Below are 17,676 nucleotides of genomic sequence, written 5' to 3'. Positions count from 1 at the left end.
CCGTGCGTTTCGACCGCGACGAGGCGAAGAGAACGATCGAGCGCGTCCTGGCGCTGCGGCAGGACGGGGACCTCGAGGTCGAGCTTCTGGCCCGCACCGCGTCGCACACACGTTTCGCGCGCAACGAGATCACGACGTCGGGGCGCGTCGAGGACGTCACGCTGTCGATCGCCGCCCGCCGCGAAGGGAAGATCGGAACCGTCGGCACCAACGATCTCTCGGATGGCGGCCTCAAGGAGGCGGTGGGGCGCGCCGTCGGTCTGCGCGACCTGATGCCGGTCGACCCCGAGTGGGTGGAGACCCTGCCGCCCCAGAGCTACCCGCTCTTCGAGACACGCGACGAGCAGGCGGGCCGGGCGGACGCGGCCGACCGGGCCGCCGGCGTCAAAGCGGCCCTGACCCTGGCGGAGCGCCGTCATCTGACGGCGGCCGGGTTCTACGAGAACAACGCCGAGGCGCGCGCGATCGGCAACAGCAAGGGGAACTTCGGGCACCACGTCTCGACCGACGTCGAGTTCTCGGTCACCATGCGGACCTCCGACGGCACCGGGTCGGGATGGGCCTCCTCCTACTCCCCGCGCTTCTCGGAGGTCGACCCGAAGCCGGTCGCCCGGCGCGCCGCCGACAAGGGGATCGCGTCGGCCAAGCCCCGCGAAGTCCCTCCGGGCGACTACACCGTCATCCTGGAGCCCGCGGCGGTGGCGGCGCTCGTGCAAACGCTGCAGTTCGGCGCCCTGTCGAAGCGCTCCGCCGACGAAGGTCGAAGCGTCTTCTCCAAGGAGGGAGGCGGCAGCCGCATCGGGGAGAAGGTCGCGCACGACACGGTGACCCTGGTCACCGATCCGTTCGAGGCGCGCGTCCCGGCCTTGCCGTGGAGCGGCGCGGGCCTGCCGAACCGCAGGATTGCCTGGATCGAGAAGGGCGTTCTCAAGACCCTGTACGCCGACCGCTACTGGGCGGCCAAGACGGGTGTCGCGCCGACGCCGTCCCCGGGAAGCCTGGTCCTCGCGGGAGGCGGCGCGACGCTCGACGACCTCATCGCCTCGACCGACAGGGGCCTGCTGGTGACGCGCTTCTGGTACATCCGGACCGTCAATCCGCAGACCTGGCATCTCACGGGGCTCACGCGGGACGGGCTGTTCCTGATCGAAAAGGGGAAGATCGCCGCCCCGGCGGTCAATCTGCGCTTCAACGAGAGCCCGGTCGTGATGCTGCGGAACATCGAGGCGATGACCTCCCCCGTCCCGGCCGGCCGCATGCTCGTGCCGGCCATCAAGGCGCGCGAGTTCACCTTCACCAGCAAATCGGACGCGGTCTGATCACCCGCGTGAAATCGGCCCTCTGCTGAGCGGGATTTTTCCCTCCGGTGAGGACAAATTTGAAATGGGCCCAGGCCTGTGTTCCGATGATCCGGAATCTATATTGACCCTGAGGGGGGTGAGAGCGATGCAGAAGGTCCGGGCGCCTCTGGCGCTCGTCGTGATCGTCGGAGCCTTGCAGGGGCTGACGCCGTCATGGGGAGCCATGATGGACGGTGCCGCCGATGACGTGGCGGGAGCGGGGGCCTCGGAGCCCGGCGATCCCGCGGCGGCGCCGGGGTTCGACGTCCGCGAGGAGGGCGGCGAAGCGGCCCCGGACTACCTCGATCGGTACTCGCGCCCGTTCCGGATCGACACCGGCGAGCTGGCGTTCACGGAGAAGTATTACTGGCACCGCCTGACGCACCCCACGACCAGCGACAAGAAAACAGGCGGCGCGGTCCTGGCCGTGGCGTTCGCCCTCTGGTCGCAGAAGGAGCAGATCCAGAGCGACTGGGCGCAGCGCGACACCACTCTCGAGCATGAGACCACGCTGAAGAGGATCCAGAAGCTCGGCGGCGGCATCGTCGTGCCGGCGACCGCGCTGCTCATGTACGTGGGCGGCTCGACGATGCGCGACTACCGCTCGAAGGAGACGGGCGTGATGCTCGCCCACTCCCTCCTTCTGACCGACCTGGTGACCCTGGGGGGACGCTTCGTGCTGGCCGAGGACCGGCCGAAATACGGGGGCAGCCTGCACCCGTTCCGCGGCTTCGGCGGCGGCATCTCCGGCCACAGCGCCACGGCCGCCTCCATCTCGGGCGTCCTGTCGCGCATGTATCTTCAGATCGATCCGGACGACAGCCACGCCGCCGCCGTGTGGAAACGTATCGGGAAGGGGTTCGCGTACGGCCTGCCGGCCATCGTCGCCTTCGGCCGCGTCAACGACCAGCAGCACTATCTCTACAACACCGTCCTGGGGCTCTCGATCGGCTACTGGAGCAGCAACGTCGTGGCGGACGCCCACGGTCTCTACATCCACGGCACCCCGTCGCGCTTCAGGCCCTCGGCCGTCGGTCCGATCACGAACGACCGGGGCGCGCCCGGCATCGGGGCGCGCTGGAACTACTGAGATCAGAACTCCCAGCGCACGCCGACCCCGGCCCCGCCCCCTTCTCCCAGGATCGGCCCGACGCTCGCCGGTCTGAGGCGCGGGCGCCCCCCTTCCAGGTACAGTCCGTGAGCGTCGGCGACGGCGTTGCTGCTCCAGAAACCGATCGCCATGCCGAGGACGGCGCTGTAGAGAAAGTGCTCCTGCTCGTTCACGCGCCCGAGGGCCACCGCCAAAGGCGCGCCGTAAGCGAACCCCTTCCCGATCCACTTGAAGGTCCTTCGGATGCGCCCATCCTCGGGCTTGACTTGAAGATACATGCGCGACAGCACGCCCGAGACCGAGGCGGCCGTCGCGGCGTGGCCGGACACCCCGTGACCGATCCCCTGGAAGGGATGCAGGCGCCCGCCGTCCCTGGGGCGGTCCTCGCTCAGGATCCACATCCCGGTCACCGTGAGGATGCCTGTGAACAGTCCCGACTCGGCCAGCATGAAACCGGTCTCCTTGGCGCGGTAGTCGTGAAAGGCCGAGCCGCCGATATAGAACAGGACGGCGATCGCCGGAACGATCCCCTTGCCGCCGAAATCCTGCGCCTGCCTGAAGAAGCGCTCGCGGGACGGAGTGTCGTCCTCGGCGACGTCCGCCTGGATCTGGTTCTTCCGGGTCGCCAGAACGAACGACGCCATCAGGACTCCCGCGCCCCGGACCTTGTCCTTCATCCCGGGATGAAACAGGCGGTGCCAGTAATACTTCTGCGTGAACTTGAACTCGCGGCCGTCGATCACGAAGGGGCGGGAGTAATGCTCGAGGTAGGCGGGCAGGCCGCGGGAAGGATCCGGCGCGCCGTCGTCCTCCTGGTCGGCCAGGACCGGCGCCAGGCCGGCGGTCGAGAGAACACAGAGGGCGATCACCAGACATCGAACGGGGCGCCGCACACACTCAATCTAGCGCAGTGCGGTTCACGCGACCACCGGCGGGGGACGCCGGCGGGTCACGCATCAGGAAAATCTGGAGAGACCGAAGAATGGCTCGGGTCTGGAGGTCCCCAGGACCAGATCGGCAATACGCTCGCCGATCGCGGGGCCGTGCTTGAAGCCGTGCCCCGAGCCGCCCCCCGCGATGAAGGCGTTCGCGGCCTGCGGGTGGCGATCGATGATGAAGCGCCCGTCCGGTGAGTTCTCGTACTGGCAGACGCGCGCCTCGAGCAGCGGCGCGTCCTTGAGACCGGGGAAACGGAAGGCCATGTAATCACGCGCCGAGCGCAGTCCTTTCGCGCTCGGCTTCCTCTCGCCGTTGGTGGGGTCGAAATCCTCCCCGCGCGTGTCGTCGGCCACCTTGAATCCGCGCCACTCGCTCCCCGGGATTCCATAGAAGATCCTCGATCCATTGTCGATCCAGACCGGCAGACGGTCCTCCAGCCAGGTCGGATCGCCGGCGGGCGTCCCGAAGAAGAACTCCTCCTGCCGGGTCGGGCGGATGCGGGCGCCGAGGATTTCGGGAAACATCGTCCCCAGCCACGGACCGCAGGCGAAGACGTAGCGGTCCGCGGAAAGGACGCTCTGGTCGGAAAGCCGGAGCGGGCCCATCCGGTCGCCGACGACAGGCCCGGGAGCGACCGCGGCCTGCCGGTATTCGCCCCCTTCCGCCTGAAACCGCTCCAGGACCGCCTGGCAGGCCCGCCGCGCCAGCAGATAGCCCGCCTCCTTCTCGTGCAGGACCCAGCTCACCCCTGCGAAATCAATCTGAGGATACCGGGCCGCTGCCGCGGCCGTCTCCAGCCGCTCGACCGGGAGTCCGGCCGCGCGCAGGAGCGGCAGCGCCGCCGTCTCGTAGCGGTCGTCGCTCCCCGCCATCCACAGGACACCGGTCTTCCGGAACAGCGGCCGCCCGAAGCTCCTCTCGCTGTCCCGCCAGAGCCGCAGCGAGCGGGCGGCCATCTCGACGTAGATCCGGTCGGGGCCGTAGGTCGCGCGGATGACCCGGGTCTCTCCGCCGGACGAGGCGCGGGAGTTCCCCGGGCCCCAGGCGTCCAGGAGCACGACGCGTGCCCCGCGCCGCACCAGGTGGAGAGCGGTCCAGCCGCCGAACGCCCCGGCGCCGACCACGGCCACGCGCGGCTTCGCGGATGCCGCCGCGGCCGAAGGAGACAGGAGGCGCGAGGCGTGCAGGGCGACCAGCGCTGCCCCGCCCTTCAGAAGCGACCGCCGCGTCAGGCCGCGCATCCGGTCAGGACTCCTCGAATCGCTCGACGTCATCCCAGGTCAGGATGCCCACGGCGATCATCTGGTCAAGCGCCGAACGGAGGTCTTCGGACGAGGCGCCCCAGGGGTTCTGCAGTACCGCGCGGCGCACAGCCTCGTAGGCCTTGCGGGGACCGAGGCTCCGGAGGTCCTCGAGACTCTTGTCGTCGATCTCCATGCTGTCTCCGGTCAGGCGATCAGTCGGGCGATGAGGTAGGCGGCGCCGGCCGCCAGGCCGCCGATGAGCGTCGTCTGGCAGGCGCTGCGTCCGGGCGTGATGCCGGTGTAGCGACCCTTGACGTATCCGAACACCAGGAGAGCCAGGAGGGTCGAGACGACCGACCACCCGAGTCCGGCGCGCGCGCCCGGCGCGAAGACATACGGCGCCAGCGGGATGAGCCCGCCGGCGACGTACGCGGAGGCGATCGTCAGAGCGCTTCTGAGCGCCCGTCCGGGGTCGGGCTTCTCGAGACCCAGCTCGAAACGCATCATGAAGTCGATCCAGGCCTCGGGGCGGTTGCGCAGCGCCGCCACGACCGGCTCCGATTCCTCGGGCGTCAGGCCGTACTTCCGGAACAGCTCGTGGATCTCCGCCTCCTCCTCGAGCGGCTTCTCCTTCACCTCGGCGCGCTCGCGCGCCCGCTCGCGGGCGTAGTGCTCCGCGTCGCTGCGGGCGGCCAGGTACCCGCCGAGACCCATGGCGATCGAGCCGGCCGCGATCTCCGCCAGGCCGGCGGTGATGATGACGGCCGTGGAGTCGACGGCGCCCGAGAGACCCGCCGCCAGCGCGAACGGAACGGTCAAACCGTCCGACATGCCGATGACGATGTCCCGGACGATGGCGCCGGACGTGAAGTGCCTTTCGGTGTGAGGAGTCTGCGGCATGGGGTCTCCCCCTCGCCGCCCATCCTACCCGAACTGCCGGGTCGGGTAGAATGCACCCGCATCCGGCAGGGGGGATCGATGCGGCGTCTCTGGATCGACGGGGAGTTCACGGAGGGCTCGACCGGCCGGACCATCCAGGTCGTCGACCCGGCCACCGAGGAGATCGTGGACGTCGTCCCGAAGGGGGGCGTCGCCGAGGTGGACCGGGCGGTTGCCGCCGCCGGGCGGGCCTTCCCGGCGTGGAAGCGCGTGCCGGCCCTGGAGCGCGCCGAGCTGCTGGTGGAGACGGCGCGCCGCCTGCGCGCGAACAGGGAGGAGTTCGCGATCACCCTGACACGCGAAACCGGCCGCACGCTGCGGAAGAACCGGGGCTACGTCGACTGGTCCGCGACCTGCTTCGAGTATTACGCAGGCCTCATCCGCGACCGGCGCGGGCGGGTCATCCCCTCCGCCGAGACGGGTCAGCTGAATCTGGTCCTCCAGGAGCCGATGGGTGTGGTGGGCTGCATCGTCCCGTTCAACTACCCGCTGATGCTCCTCGCCTGGAAGGTCGCCCCCGCCCTCGCCGCCGGAAACGTCGTGGTGATCAAGCCCGCTTCGCAGACACCGCTGACCACACTCGATCTCAGCCGTGTGTTCGACCACCTGCCCAGAGGGGTCGTGAACATCATCACCGGAGCCGGGGCCGAAGTCGGAGACGCCCTGGTCATGCACCCGGACGTGCCGTGCATCGCCTTCACCGGCAGCACCGCGACCGGGCAGCGGATCTACCGCATGGGGGCCGAGCGCATCAAGAAGCTTCATCTCGAACTGGGCGGGAGCGACGCGGTCATCGTCTGCGCCGACTGCGACCTCGAGGCGGCGACGCGCGCCGTGGCCTGGACCGGGTTTCTCAACGCCGGGCAGGTCTGCACCAGCGCGGAGCGGGTGTACGTCGAGCAGCCGGTCCACCGGCGGTTCCTGGAGATGTTCTCCGCGCTGACGTCGAAACTCGTCGTCGGGCCCGGCATGGATGAGAAGACGGAGGTCACGCCGCTCATCGGCAGGGCGGAGCGCGATCAGGTCGAGGCACGCGTGCAGCAGGCCCGGCGCGAGGGGGCGGAGATCGTGACGGGTGGACGCAGACCGGAGCGTCTGACGAAGGGATGGTTCTACGAGCCGACCGTGCTGGCCGGGATGCGCCACGGCATGAGCCTGCTGAAGGAGGAGATCTTCGGGCCTGTGGTCCCGATCCTGTCGTTCTCGACATTCGACGAGGCGCTGGACCTGGCGAACGACTCGCCGTACGGGCTCGGCGCGACGTTGTTCTCGACCGACGCGAAGAAGGTCCGGCGCTACTACGAGGAGATCCAGGTCGGCAACGTCTGGGTCAACGATCCCCTCGTGGACAATCCGGCCGGGCCGTTCGGCGGCATGAAGATGTCCGGTCTCGGCCGCGAGCTGGGCGAGGAGGGGCTCCTGGAGTTCCAGCAGACCAAGCACGTGCACTGGGACATCGAGGGACGGATCAAGCCGTGGTGGTACCCGCTGGCTGACTAGCGGATCGTCGTATGCTAGGATCGCAGGCCTCGATATCGGTCTGAAGGGCGCTCCGGAGGCTGCTTTCGTGCGGGTCAAGCTGGCCGTCGCAACATTCGTGGCGCTGCTGCTGCCGAGCCTGGCAGCCGCCGCGGGCGAGACCGTGACCTACCAGGCGGGCGGCGAGACGGTCCGGGCCTACCTGGGGAACTTTCCAGGGTCGAGGAGCAGCCCCGGCATCGTGGTCATCCACGACTACTGGGGCCTGAACGAGGAGATTCAGGAGGTCGTCGATCGCCTGGCCTCCCTCGGGTATGTGACCCTGGCTCCGGATCTGTTCAAGGGGAAGCTGATGGCCGATCCCGGGCTTGCGCAGGACATGGGACGCGCTCTGGACGAGACGCGCGCGGTGACCATCGTCAAGGGGGCGATCGACGAGCTCCGCAAGCTGGACCGCGTGACCAACCGGCCTGTGGCGACGATCGGATTCGGCATCGGAGGCCGCGTCTCGCTCGCGACGGCGCTCCGGGGGGCCGACGTGCAGGCGACCGTGCTCTTCTACGGCAGAGTCGAGACGACACGCGAGGGCGTGGCCCCGCTCAAGGCGCCCATCCTGGGAGTATTCGGCGGCGGCGACCACGCCGTCCCTGAGAAGGACGTGAAGCTGTTCGAAGCGGCCCTGAAAGAGGCGGGGAAGGACGTGAAGATCGTCTCGTATCCCGGGATCGGCCACTGCTTCATGGACGGGGCGCACGCCGATTACGAGCCCGAGGAGGCCAAGGACGCCTGGATCCAGATGCGCGACTGGCTGGCTGTGAAGCTCGCGCCGCAACTGCCCGGGAGACGCGCGCCCGGCACCCCGGCCGGTCCTGAGCCGGCTCCCCACCCCACGGCCCCCTGACCGATGCCGGCGCAGCCCTCGAAGCGGCTCGAGACCTTTCCTAACCCGCGCCCCGGTCGCGATTACGAGATCTCGTTCGAGATTCCGGAGTTCACCTGCCTCTGCCCGAAGACCGGCCAGCCCGACTTCGCGACGCTGCGGATCCGCTACATCCCCGACAGCCTCTGTGTCGAGCTGAAGTCCCTGAAACTCTACGTCTGGTCGTTCCGCGACGAGGGACACTTCCACGAAGACGTCACCAATCGCATCCTGGACGACCTCGTGAAGCTCCTCGAGCCCCGGGAGATGACCGTGGTGGGAGACTTCAACGTCCGGGGCGGCATCCACACCGTCGTGACCGCCAGCCATACTCGCAGGGCCTGACCCCCTCCTCCGACTCCTGATGCATCCTGACCGCATGTTGGAGGGAAAGTCGCGTTGTCCGCACCGCACCTTCACCGTATATTTCCGCGCATCTGGGGGAGTAAGCGATTGAATTCGCTGGACTTGGGGTGCGGCAGGGGCTGCCGGCGCGTGTCTTCTTTATATAGGAACCTGGTCCGCCCGGCCGTCTGCGGAATCGCTGTCGTCTGGCTGGCTCTGTCGGTCGCGAGCGCCACGGTCGTGCCGTGGATGGACCTGAAGGAGATCACGACGCAGGCCGACGTGATCGTTCTCGGAACGGTCGATTCGGTCGAGAGCGGCTGGAGCGATGACGGCCGGATCATCGTCACGCGCGCCACGGTGACCGTGGAGCGCTCCCTCAAGGGAGGACCGCGCGCCCGCGTCGTGGTCGAGACCCCCGGCGGCCGGGTGGGTGACCTGGCGATGGTGGCTGCCGGAGCGCCGGTGTTCCACGCCGGCGAGCGCCTGCTCCTGTTCCTGGAGCCGGCGGGGATAACGGCCGGCGGCGTGTCGGGGGCGGACGGCGGACGGCGGCACGGTGTCGTCGGCTGGAACCAGGGCGGGATGATCGTGCGCCGCGACCGCCGCACGGGTCGCGACCTCGTCGAGGATCGGACCGCGGGCACGCTTTATCTCGACCGGCAGGGGAAGCCGGTCGGCTCCGGCCGCTCGGGGAAGGGGCCGGCGGAACTTCAGAATTTGCTCAGTGAGGTCGAGCGGCTGGTCGCCGAAAGACCGCGCGGGTCGGCGCCGTGAGGATCACGCGGTCGTTCCCGCCGATCCGCGCGGCCCTCCTGGTCGCCGTCCTGTCCGTGGCGGGCGGGGCGGCCGCCCTTGCCTACGTGCAGACGAACCTTGTGGACCTGGGTTTCTCCGACATCGGGGTGTTCCAGCTGGGTGGCAACCTCGTGCTGCGCCTCGAGCAGGACGCCTCGTTCCGGATCACCGACGGGTCGGACATCACGACGCTCCAGGCGAGCATGCAGCGCTGGACGGACGTTCCGACCTCCAACGCCACGATCACCGAGGGGGCCCGCTTCAACCTGGCGAGCCCCATCGACGCCGGGGCCGGTCTCGGGAACGACGGCATCAACCGCGTCTACTTCGCGGAGACCGACACGTCCAACCATCTCAGCAGCGCCATCGCGGTCTCCTTCTTCTATGTGGCGGGGGACGGCCGGATCACCGACTGCGATATCGTTTTCAACGAGCGGCTCTACACCTTCAGCACCACGACCCCGGCGAACCCGAACCAGAACCTCGGTCCGACCACGTACGATCTGGGCGAGCTCTCGACCCACGAGATGGGTCACTGCCTTGGCTTCGACCACAGCGCCGTGGCGGGCCGGTTCGCGTCGACCGGCCTGGAGGTGTCCGGCTTCACGTCGGGAGACTTCTCCTCCCAGGCCACCCTGTACCCGTACGGGTCCCGGACCATCCAGGGGCGCAGCCTGTCGCAGGACGACATGTCCGGCGTGTCGTTCATCTATCCGAACAGCACGCTCGCCTCGACCATGGGGACGATCTCCGGACGGGTGCTGGACGGCGGGACGTTCAGTCCCATCAAGGGGGCGCACGTCGTGGCGGTGGCCGCCTCCGCTCCGGACGTACCGGTGGTCGGAGTGATCTCGGACGTGCAGGGGGGAGGACCGGGAGGGGGATACACCATCGTCGGCCTGCCGCCGGGGAGCTACTCTCTGCGTCTGGAGCCGCTGGTGGGAACGAGCAACCCGTTCACCCAGTCGAACACCCACTTCACCGGTTTCAACACGTCGTTCCCGCCGGAGTTCTACGACGGGGCCACCGAGTCGGGCTTCGACCTGGCGACCGACCGGGTCGCGATCGACGTCGCGGCCGGCCAGACCGTCACGGGGATCGATTTCCTGACCAACGTCGCCGCGCCCGATCCGAACGAGCCGAACAACACGCGCGCCTCGGCCACGCCGGTCACGTGCGAGCAGACGGTGCACGCTTCGATCGTGCCGCAGGGGGACATTGATTACTACGCGCTGTCGATCACGAACGCCACCGCGCTGCAGGTCGACATCAACGCGGCTAGGAGCGGCTCTCCCCTCGACCCGATCGTCGGCGTGTTCGACGCGGCGGGCAACCGCCTGGGTTTCGCCGACAACACGGTGTCCTTCGACCCCATCCTCAACGTGGATCTCCTTTCCCCGGGAACCTATTACATCGCGGCGGCGTCCTTCAACGACAGCACGTTCACCGGCAGCGACGCGCGCACCGTCGGCGACTATTCGATGACAGTGCGCTGCTCGATTCCGGAAGTGCGGACCGGCACGTGCGGCGGGAGGGTTCTCTACGCCAGTTCGAACGGGGACGGGGCGATCTACGCCATCTCCGACAGCGACCACGACCTCCGCTTCGACGGGCAATCGGTGTTCGCCTCCGGCGCCGGGAGCGGGCTGGGCGCGATTGTCACGCGGCGCGACGGTGGCGTCTGCCTGGGGAACCAGTCGCAGACCGTGTTCGCCCTCTACGACGACACCGGTGATTTCACGTTCGACCGGACGGTGGTCGTTCCGACGTCCGTCGGCGACACGCGGGCCCTCGGCGGCGCCCGGCGCGCCGGAGCGGAATACCTGTTCACCGGAGACCTGTTCAGCGCCGCGCCGCTTTTCGAGATGCTCGATTCCGGCGGAGATGCGCTGCCGGAACGCACCACCCCGTTCGCGCCGGCTCCGCAGTCGGTCCTGGGCGTGTCCGCCGACGAGGCGGGGACCCTCTACGTCTTCGATGTGTCCTTCAACGGGATCGGCGGCCTGATCGCGTACCGCGATTCGGACAACGACGGGGTGGCCGACACATCCACCGTCTTCCTGGCCGACGCGTCCCCCTATGTGAACATCATCGCGCACCGCGCCGGGGAGGTGTTCGCCGGAAACATCTCCCTGGGCGAGATCGATCGGATCGTCGATCGGGACGGAGATGGTGTCGCCGACAGCGTGACGACCTATGCGCCCGGGCTCTCTCTCGACGCCTTCTCGGGACTGGCGTTCGACGACCAGGACGTGCTGTACGTCGTCGACAGCGCCAGCCGGGTCCTGGCGCTGCCGGACGACGATGGGGACGGCGTGGCGGACCGGCGGGTGCAATTCTCGCCCCTCATCTCCGGCCTGACCGGCATCGCCTTCGGCCAGGGACCGCCGGGCACCGTATCGCTGCCCGGCTCGTTCCACCCCGTCGGGGTGACGGGGAGCGGCTCCGGCCTGCGCCTGACCTGGGAAGACCAGGGTGCGACGGTCCCGGCCTACAACATCTACGAGGGGACGCTCGGAAGCTGGTACTCGCACGTGCCGCTTCTGTGCCACGTGACCGGCGCCTCGGACGGCGCCGGCAACCGGTTTCTCGACATCACCCCCACCGGCACGACGAGCCATTACTATCTGGTGACCGCGAGCGACCGCTGCGGCGAGGGCTCCGCCGGCAGGGGCAAGAACGGCCAGAGACGCCCGATGCCGAACGGCGCGTGCGGCGGAGTTCCGTAGGAGGTGTTCTTTCCCCTCCCGGGTCAGAGGCTGCGCCGCACCTCGAGGGTGGCCGCGACCATGTTCCTGATCTTGGCTTCCGCCTCTTCGGGGGAGCGGGTCTTGAGACCGCAGTCCGGGTTGATCCAGAGACGGGACGCCGGCACGACGCCGAGCGCCGCCCGGATGCGCTCCTTCACCACTTCGACCGTCTCGATGGCGTGGTGGTGGACGTCCAGCACGCCCGCCCCCAGCTCCTTCGTGAACGGCGAGGTGCGGAACAGATCGAGCAGGCCGAGGGCCGAGTTCGACAGCTCCAGGGTGAACTGCTCCACGGGCAGGTCCAGCAGGCGGGGATAGATGGCCGCGAAGTCTCCATAGCAGATGTGCGTGATCGTCCTGGCGCGCAGACCGTCGGTGACCCGGTGCATGGCGCGAATCGCGAGATCGATCTCGTCCGGGCGCACCGAAACGGCCGGCTCGTCGATCTGGACGTAGCGCGCGCCGGCCGCGACCAGCGCCTCGCACTCCTGGCGGACCACGTCGGCCAGCGCCAGGGCCAGCGATTCGCGCGAGGCGTAGTGCTCGTCGAACGCCCAGTCCATCAAGGTATAGGGGCCGGTCAGGATCGCCTTCACCGGATGGCGCGTCTGCCCGCTGGCGTAGCGGAACCACTCGACCGTGACCGGACGACTCCAGCGCACCTCGCCGACCACGACCGGCTTCCGGTAGTAGCGGTTGCCGTACGAGCGCACCAGCCCCGAGATGCGGAACCCTTCCAGGTTCTCGGCGAAATAGGTCGTCATGTCGCCGCGGTACATCTCGCCGTCCACCAGCAGGTCGAGGCCCAGGTCTTCCTGAAGCCGGAGGCATGCGCTGGTCTCCTCGCGCTCGATGGCGTGCAGCGACTCCGCGTCGCCGCCGCGGGAGACCTCGGCGCGCGCCCGCTTCAGCCGCTCCGGCTTGGGGAACGACCCGATCGTGCTGAGCGGCAGGAGAAGTCCGGCAGGCAGCGCCGGAGCCTCCCGGGCGTCGCCGTCCGCGAGAGGCGCGATGTCGCTCATGCGAACTCCTGTCTGGCCCGGTCGCGCAAGGCCGCCAGTCGTGACAGCTTCGCCCGCGCCGTATCGCGGGGCAGGAACTCCAGGCCGTGGTTCGGGGCGAGGTGCACCTCGGACGTGGCCCGTTGGGAGGCCCGCAGCGCCTCGAGAATGGGCCGCACGCGCTGCTCGTAGGTCTCTCCGGGATCCTCCAGCCGCGTGTTCCGGCCGTCGATGACGCCGAGCAGGAGACCGGTCCCCGGAACGAGGCCGGCGGCCAGCCGGGTCCCGAGGCCGGCGGCCGCGGCGGCGATCTCCTCCCTGGCGGTCGCCGTGGTTTTCATCCGGTCCAGGGCGGCCACCACGTCGAAGCCGAGCATCGCCACGGGGAGAGCGGCGAGGTCGCCGGAGAAGGGAGTCGCGTCGCCGAATGAGGTCGCGAGGATGATCCGCGCGGAAGTCAGGCCGGCCACCAGCCGGCGCATCGCGAGGCGAAGAAGATCCGCGGCTTCCGGGAACCGCGCCAGGACCGGCTCGTCGACCTGGATGATCGCGGCGCCGGCCGCCTCGAGGTCCAGGAGCTCGCGGTTCAGGGCGGAGGCGATCTCGAGCGCCAGGTCGCGCATGCCGCGCCCGCGCGTATCGCGCGACAGCCGGGCGAGAGTGATCGGGCCGGTGACGATCCCCTTCACCGGGCGGGGCGCCGCGGCGGCCGACGCGAAGCGGTAGGCTTCGGCCAGGAACGGCCGCTCGCGGCCGATCGGTCCGGCCGCCGCCGGCTGGCGATAGTAGGTGTTCGTATCGAAGTAGCGCAGCAGCCCTTCGATCCGGAATCCGGCCAGCCCGCGCGCCACGTGCGACACCGGGTCGTGCCAGCGGATCTGCCCGTCAGTGAGGAGATCCATCCCGGCCTCGGACTGATCCCGGAGGGCCATGCGGGTCATCTCGTCTTCGGCCCCGGCCACCTCCGACGGCTGGAGCTCTCCCCGGTCGACGCCATGCAGCGCCCGGCGCAGGATCTGCTCCGCGGGCCGGTCCCCGATGCGCGGGTAGCTGTTGAGAATCGAAGCGAGGATCACGTCCACCCTTCTCCCGGCCTCAGCCGGCGTCGGCATCCAGAATATCGCCCGGTCGCGGGCCGCGCAAGTGATCTCCGTGCAAAGATTCTCCTTGGCTGCCGGATGGCTCGGAGATGCTTCCGGCCGAACGGAGCGCGGGAGGCCGTCTTTGTGTGCTACGCTTCCACAATATGGCGCGCGTGCCGGGGTGACCCGCGCCGGGGCAAGGGAGCCCTTTGGTCAAGCAGGTTCTGTGGAGCGAATCGGTCCGCGATCGCATCGACAGCGGCAGACCCCACTTTCTCGCCAGGGCCTGTCTCAAGGCGCTGTCGGCCGGGGCCGGCTCGGTCCTGCTCGATGTGGCCGCGACCGATCGCCCCGACCTCATCGTCCTGGCCCCCGAGGCGTCCGACATGGGCGCGCCGGATCTCTGCCGGCGGATCCGTCAGGACGACCGGACGCGCGGCATCCCGATCCTCGCGCTGGCCTCGGACGACACGCAGGAGTTCCTGTTCAGGGAGGCCGGTTGCACCGACGTGGTGCGCGCCTCCATCCCGGCGGCGCTCCTGCAGGAGAAGATCGCCGCCATGCTCGGAATGCGCCTCAGGCAGCACCCGCGCTACCCCGTCGTCCTGCCGGTCGCGCGCGGCCGGTTCATCCGCGAGTTCCTCGGCTACTCGAACGCGGTGAGCGAGGGGGGCATCGGGTTCGACACCCTCGCGCGCATCAAGGGGGGGGAGCACCTCGCCCTGCGGATCTACCGGAATACGGAGGAAAAGCCGATCGCGGTCAGCGGCCGGGTCGCCTCGGTCCGGGCGAACATCGACACCGGCATCGGCTACGCAGTGGGAGTTGAGTTCCTGGAGATGGCCGAGACCGACAAGGAGCGTCTCGTCGAGCTCTTCCCGCGCGATGCGAGTGTCGTATGGGGCGGGGATCCGGGACCGGAACGGACTCCCGACGGGCGCAAGATCCCCACGGTCTGAGCGACTTGACCCTCAACGCTTCGCGAAGATCCTCCCGGCGGTCCCGCCGAGGATCGCCTCCATCGCCTCGGCACGGAGCGCCAGGGCCCTGAACGCCTGGACGTTGCCGCCCGGGCTCTCGACTCCGGGGCTCGGCCAGTCGGTGCCGAACAACGTCTTGTGCGCGACCTGCTCGATCCGGGGGAAGTACTGCAGGAGGGCCTTCGGCGGGATCCCCGAGATGTCCATGTAAACGTTCGGGTGCCGGCGCAGCAGGAAGAAGCAGGTCTCCATCCAGAGCGGCCGGCCGCCGTGGGCCATGATGATCGTCAGCTGCGGGAAATCGACCGCCACGTCGTCGAGCGGCATCGGGTCGCCGTACGTGTTGCGCGCGTCCGGAAAGATCGACGTGCCGGTGTGGACGATGATCGGGATCCGGAGGGTCTGCGCCCTCTCGTACAGGTCGGCGAGGCCCGGCAGGCTTCCGCCGTCCCGGTAGCCGTTCGGGAAGAAGTGCTGGTGCGGCGGGTGGAGCTTGAGAGCGCGGATGCCGTCCTTCTCGACGATGTGCTGCAGCGCCCCGGCCGGGTCCGGCGTCAGGCGCGGGTGCACGCCACCGACCGCGATCAGGCGGTCGGCGTGGCGTCGGCAGTAGTTGCCGATCCACTCGTTCACCTCGTCCGTGAACCCGATGACATCAGGGCTGACGTAGTTCACCAGAACGGCGCGATCGATCCCCTGTTCGTCCAGGAAGCGCAGGAACGCCGGCGGGTCATCGAACAGTCGGCGAATCAGATCGAGATCACGCCGGCCGCTCGCGATGCGGTCGAGCGCCGCCGGCCTGAGCTGTCTCCAGGGCTGGACGTGGATGTGGGCGTCGATGACCATGCGTGATGCGGCCCGCTACTTTCCGGCGAAGCGCGGCGGCCGCCCCTCCAGGAAGGCGGTCATCCCTTCCCGCTTGTCGGCCGACTCGAACAGGATGGCCTGCGCCAGACGCTCGGCGACGTGTCCTGCGTCCGGCCCGTAGGCCGAGGCGGCGAGGGCCATCTTGGCGGCGCGCAGGGCGAGCGGTCCCTTGCGGGCCATTACGAGCGCCGTCGCCCGGGCCTCCTGAAGGACCCGCTCGTCGGGCACCAGGCGGTTCACCAGTCCGATGGCGAGCGCCTCGTCGGCGTCGATGATCCGGCCGGTCAGGATGAGCTCCCGGGCCCGGCCGGCGCCGACGATGCGCGGCAGGCGGTAGGTCCCCCCGGCGGCGGGAATGATGCCGAGCCCGACCTCCGGCTGCCCGAAGCGGGCCGATTCCCCGGCGATGCGCAGATCGCAGGCGAGGGCCAGCTCGCAGCCGCCCCCCAGCGCGTATCCCGACACCGCCGCGATGGTCGGCAGCGGGAATCGCTCGATCGTCATGAACAGGCTCGAGTTGATTCCGCGCAGGGCGTCGGCGGCCCGGCGGTCGCGAAGCTCGCGGATGTCGGCGCCCGAGGCGAAGGCCATCCTACCCGAACCGGTCAGGATCAGGACACGCGTCCTCGCGTCGTCGGCCAGCCCCGACAACGCCGCGTGCATCTCGTTCACCACTTCAAGATTGATGGCGTTCCGGGCCTCGGGCCGGTGGATCGTGACGACGGCGATGCCGTCCGAGGACTCGACCCGGAGGCTCCTGAAGCGGGCGGGAAGGGCTGTCGCCGGCCGGCGGCGCGCCGCGGCCGTGCTTCGTCTCGCCGGACGAGGGCGCGCGCGCTTCACGGCGCGAGCACGATCTTGCCGAACAGCGAGCGCCCGGCCATGGCGCGATGACCGTCGGCGACCTGCTCGAGAGGCAGGATCCGATCGATGATCGGTCTCAGAAGTCTATCCCCCACCAGGCGGGCGACGCGCAGCAGCTCGGCGCGCCCGCCCATGGTCGATCCGAGAATCGACAGCCCCCTCGAGAAGACGTAACGGAGGTCGGTCCGACCCTCGTAGCCGCTGGTCGCCCCGCACGTCACCAGGCGTCCGCCCCGGGCGAGCGCCTTGAGGCTCCGGTCCCAGGTCTCCTCGCCGACGCTCTCGACCACCACGTCGACACCCCGTTTGCCGGTGATCCGGCGGACCTCCTCGAGGAAATCGACTTCGCGGTAGTTCACCACCTCGTCGGCCCCCAGGCCTCTCACCTTCGCCGCCTTGTCGTGCGAGCCGATGGTCGCGATGACGCGCGCTCCGTGGAGCTTCGCGATCTGGATGGCCGCCGTGCCGACTCCGCTCCCGCCGGCGTGGACCAGGACGTCGTCGCCGAGGCGCAACCGGGCCCGGCCGATCAGCATGTGCCAGGCCGTCAGGAACACGAGCGGGAAGGCCGCCCCCTCCTCGAACGACAACCCGTCCGCAAGCGGCATGACGTTCAGGGCCGGAAGGGCCGCGTATTCTGCCTGGAGGCCGTTGCCATGCTCCCCGAAGATCCCGTAATCCTTGCACAGCGGCTCCCGGCCCGAGCCGCACTCGATGCAGCGGCCGCAGGAGTATCCGGGCGAGACGAACACCCGGTCGCCGGGCTTCGGATCGCGCACTCCGGGACCGACCTCCTCGACGACCCCGGCGCCGTCCGAGCCGGGAATCATCGGGAGTGGAAGGGTTATCCCGGGAAGCCCGCGGCGGACCCAGGTGTCCAGGTGGTTCATGCCGGCCGCCTTCAACTTCAGGAGCACTTGGCCGGGCCCCGCCTGCGGCTTCGGCAGGTCGGCGATCTCGAGGACCTCGACACCTCCGTGTCTCCGGATGACGACCGCCTTCATGCGGGTGACTCCCG

Annotated in this window: 17 protein-coding genes; 8 read left to right on the top strand and 9 right to left on the bottom strand. The window is 69.3% G+C overall.

Going from position 1 to position 17,676, the window contains the following annotated elements:
• Positions 1-2: 2 nt before the first annotated feature.
• Both VEW47_09640 and VEW47_09635 read left to right on the top strand, forming a co-directional pair.
• Entirely contained in the window at positions 3-1,319 is a 1,317-nt protein-coding gene (locus tag VEW47_09640) for a TldD/PmbA family protein (GenBank protein ID HYS05440.1), read from the top strand.
• Between the two features lie 127 nt (positions 1,320-1,446).
• A complete protein-coding gene (locus VEW47_09635) occupies positions 1,447-2,430 on the top strand; it encodes a phosphatase PAP2 family protein (protein HYS05439.1) in 984 nt (327 codons plus the stop codon).
• Between the two features lie 2 nt (positions 2,431-2,432).
• Here the strand turns inward: VEW47_09635 and VEW47_09630 are convergent, their stop codons facing one another.
• The 4 genes from VEW47_09630 to VEW47_09615 form a co-directional block, all read right to left on the bottom strand.
• Positions 2,433-3,320 carry a phosphatase PAP2 family protein gene (locus tag VEW47_09630; GenBank protein HYS05438.1) on the bottom strand — a complete coding sequence of 296 codons (888 nt, stop codon included), beginning with the start codon at positions 3,318-3,320 and terminating at the stop codon, positions 2,433-2,435.
• Between the two features lie 87 nt (positions 3,321-3,407).
• Positions 3,408-4,631, bottom strand: a complete 1,224-nt coding sequence (locus VEW47_09625; GenBank protein HYS05437.1) for an FAD-dependent oxidoreductase — start codon at positions 4,629-4,631, stop codon at positions 3,408-3,410.
• 4 nt (positions 4,632-4,635) lie between these two features.
• The gene (locus VEW47_09620) at positions 4,636-4,827 is read right to left on the bottom strand and encodes a hypothetical protein (GenBank protein ID HYS05436.1); all 192 of its coding nucleotides are present in this window, start codon (positions 4,825-4,827) and stop codon (positions 4,636-4,638) included.
• Positions 4,828-4,838: 11 nt separating this feature from the next.
• A complete protein-coding gene (locus tag VEW47_09615; GenBank protein ID HYS05435.1) occupies positions 4,839-5,534 on the bottom strand; it encodes a VIT1/CCC1 transporter family protein in 696 nt (231 codons plus the stop codon).
• Positions 5,535-5,612: 78 nt separating this feature from the next.
• Between VEW47_09615 and VEW47_09610 the strand changes: the two genes are divergently transcribed.
• From VEW47_09610 to VEW47_09590, 5 genes are all read left to right on the top strand, one after another.
• A complete protein-coding gene (locus VEW47_09610; GenBank protein HYS05434.1) occupies positions 5,613-7,073 on the top strand; it encodes an aldehyde dehydrogenase family protein in 1,461 nt (486 codons plus the stop codon).
• 67 nt (positions 7,074-7,140) lie between these two features.
• Positions 7,141-7,953, top strand: a complete 813-nt coding sequence (locus VEW47_09605) for a dienelactone hydrolase family protein (GenBank protein HYS05433.1) — start codon at positions 7,141-7,143, stop codon at positions 7,951-7,953.
• A gap of 3 nt (positions 7,954-7,956) precedes the next feature.
• Positions 7,957-8,316, top strand: a complete 360-nt coding sequence (queF, locus tag VEW47_09600) for a preQ(1) synthase (protein ID HYS05432.1) — start codon at positions 7,957-7,959, stop codon at positions 8,314-8,316.
• Between the two features lie 150 nt (positions 8,317-8,466).
• Positions 8,467-9,093, top strand: coding sequence for a hypothetical protein (locus VEW47_09595; protein ID HYS05431.1), 627 nt, complete (start codon positions 8,467-8,469; stop codon positions 9,091-9,093).
• Positions 9,090-11,843: a hypothetical protein gene (locus VEW47_09590; GenBank protein ID HYS05430.1), complete on the top strand. Its 2,754-nt coding sequence runs from the start codon at positions 9,090-9,092 to the stop codon at positions 11,841-11,843. The genes VEW47_09595 and VEW47_09590 overlap by 4 nt, the downstream gene beginning before the upstream one ends.
• Before the next feature lie 23 nt (positions 11,844-11,866).
• Here the strand turns inward: VEW47_09590 and VEW47_09585 are convergent, their stop codons facing one another.
• Complete coding sequence (locus VEW47_09585) at positions 11,867-12,886, bottom strand: methionine synthase (protein ID HYS05429.1); 1,020 nt, start codon at positions 12,884-12,886, stop codon at positions 11,867-11,869.
• The gene (locus VEW47_09580) at positions 12,883-13,977 is read right to left on the bottom strand and encodes a hypothetical protein (GenBank protein HYS05428.1); all 1,095 of its coding nucleotides are present in this window, start codon (positions 13,975-13,977) and stop codon (positions 12,883-12,885) included. The genes VEW47_09585 and VEW47_09580 overlap by 4 nt, the downstream gene beginning before the upstream one ends.
• Before the next feature lie 179 nt (positions 13,978-14,156).
• Here VEW47_09580 and VEW47_09575 point away from each other — a divergent pair, with 179 nt between their 5' ends.
• Positions 14,157-14,906, top strand: coding sequence for a PilZ domain-containing protein (locus tag VEW47_09575; GenBank protein HYS05427.1), 750 nt, complete (start codon positions 14,157-14,159; stop codon positions 14,904-14,906).
• A gap of 12 nt (positions 14,907-14,918) precedes the next feature.
• Here the strand turns inward: VEW47_09575 and VEW47_09570 are convergent, their stop codons facing one another.
• The 3 genes from VEW47_09570 to VEW47_09560 are packed head-to-tail and all read right to left on the bottom strand — an operon-like array spanning position 14,919 to position 17,662.
• Complete coding sequence (locus VEW47_09570) at positions 14,919-15,773, bottom strand: amidohydrolase family protein (protein HYS05426.1); 855 nt, start codon at positions 15,771-15,773, stop codon at positions 14,919-14,921.
• A 15-nt stretch (positions 15,774-15,788) separates the two neighbouring features.
• Complete coding sequence (locus VEW47_09565; GenBank protein ID HYS05425.1) at positions 15,789-16,637, bottom strand: enoyl-CoA hydratase-related protein; 849 nt, start codon at positions 16,635-16,637, stop codon at positions 15,789-15,791.
• Positions 16,634-17,662: a zinc-binding dehydrogenase gene (locus VEW47_09560; GenBank protein ID HYS05424.1), complete on the bottom strand. Its 1,029-nt coding sequence runs from the start codon at positions 17,660-17,662 to the stop codon at positions 16,634-16,636. The genes VEW47_09565 and VEW47_09560 overlap by 4 nt, the downstream gene beginning before the upstream one ends.
• Positions 17,663-17,676 lie beyond the last annotated feature (14 nt).

Source organism: Candidatus Dormiibacterota bacterium (assembly GCA_035635555.1).
Lineage (GTDB): Bacteria > Acidobacteriota > Polarisedimenticolia > Gp22-AA2 > Gp22-AA2 > Gp22-AA3.
The sequence above is the reverse complement of the archived record's forward strand: the minus strand, read 5'-3'. Positions and strand labels throughout refer to the sequence as shown.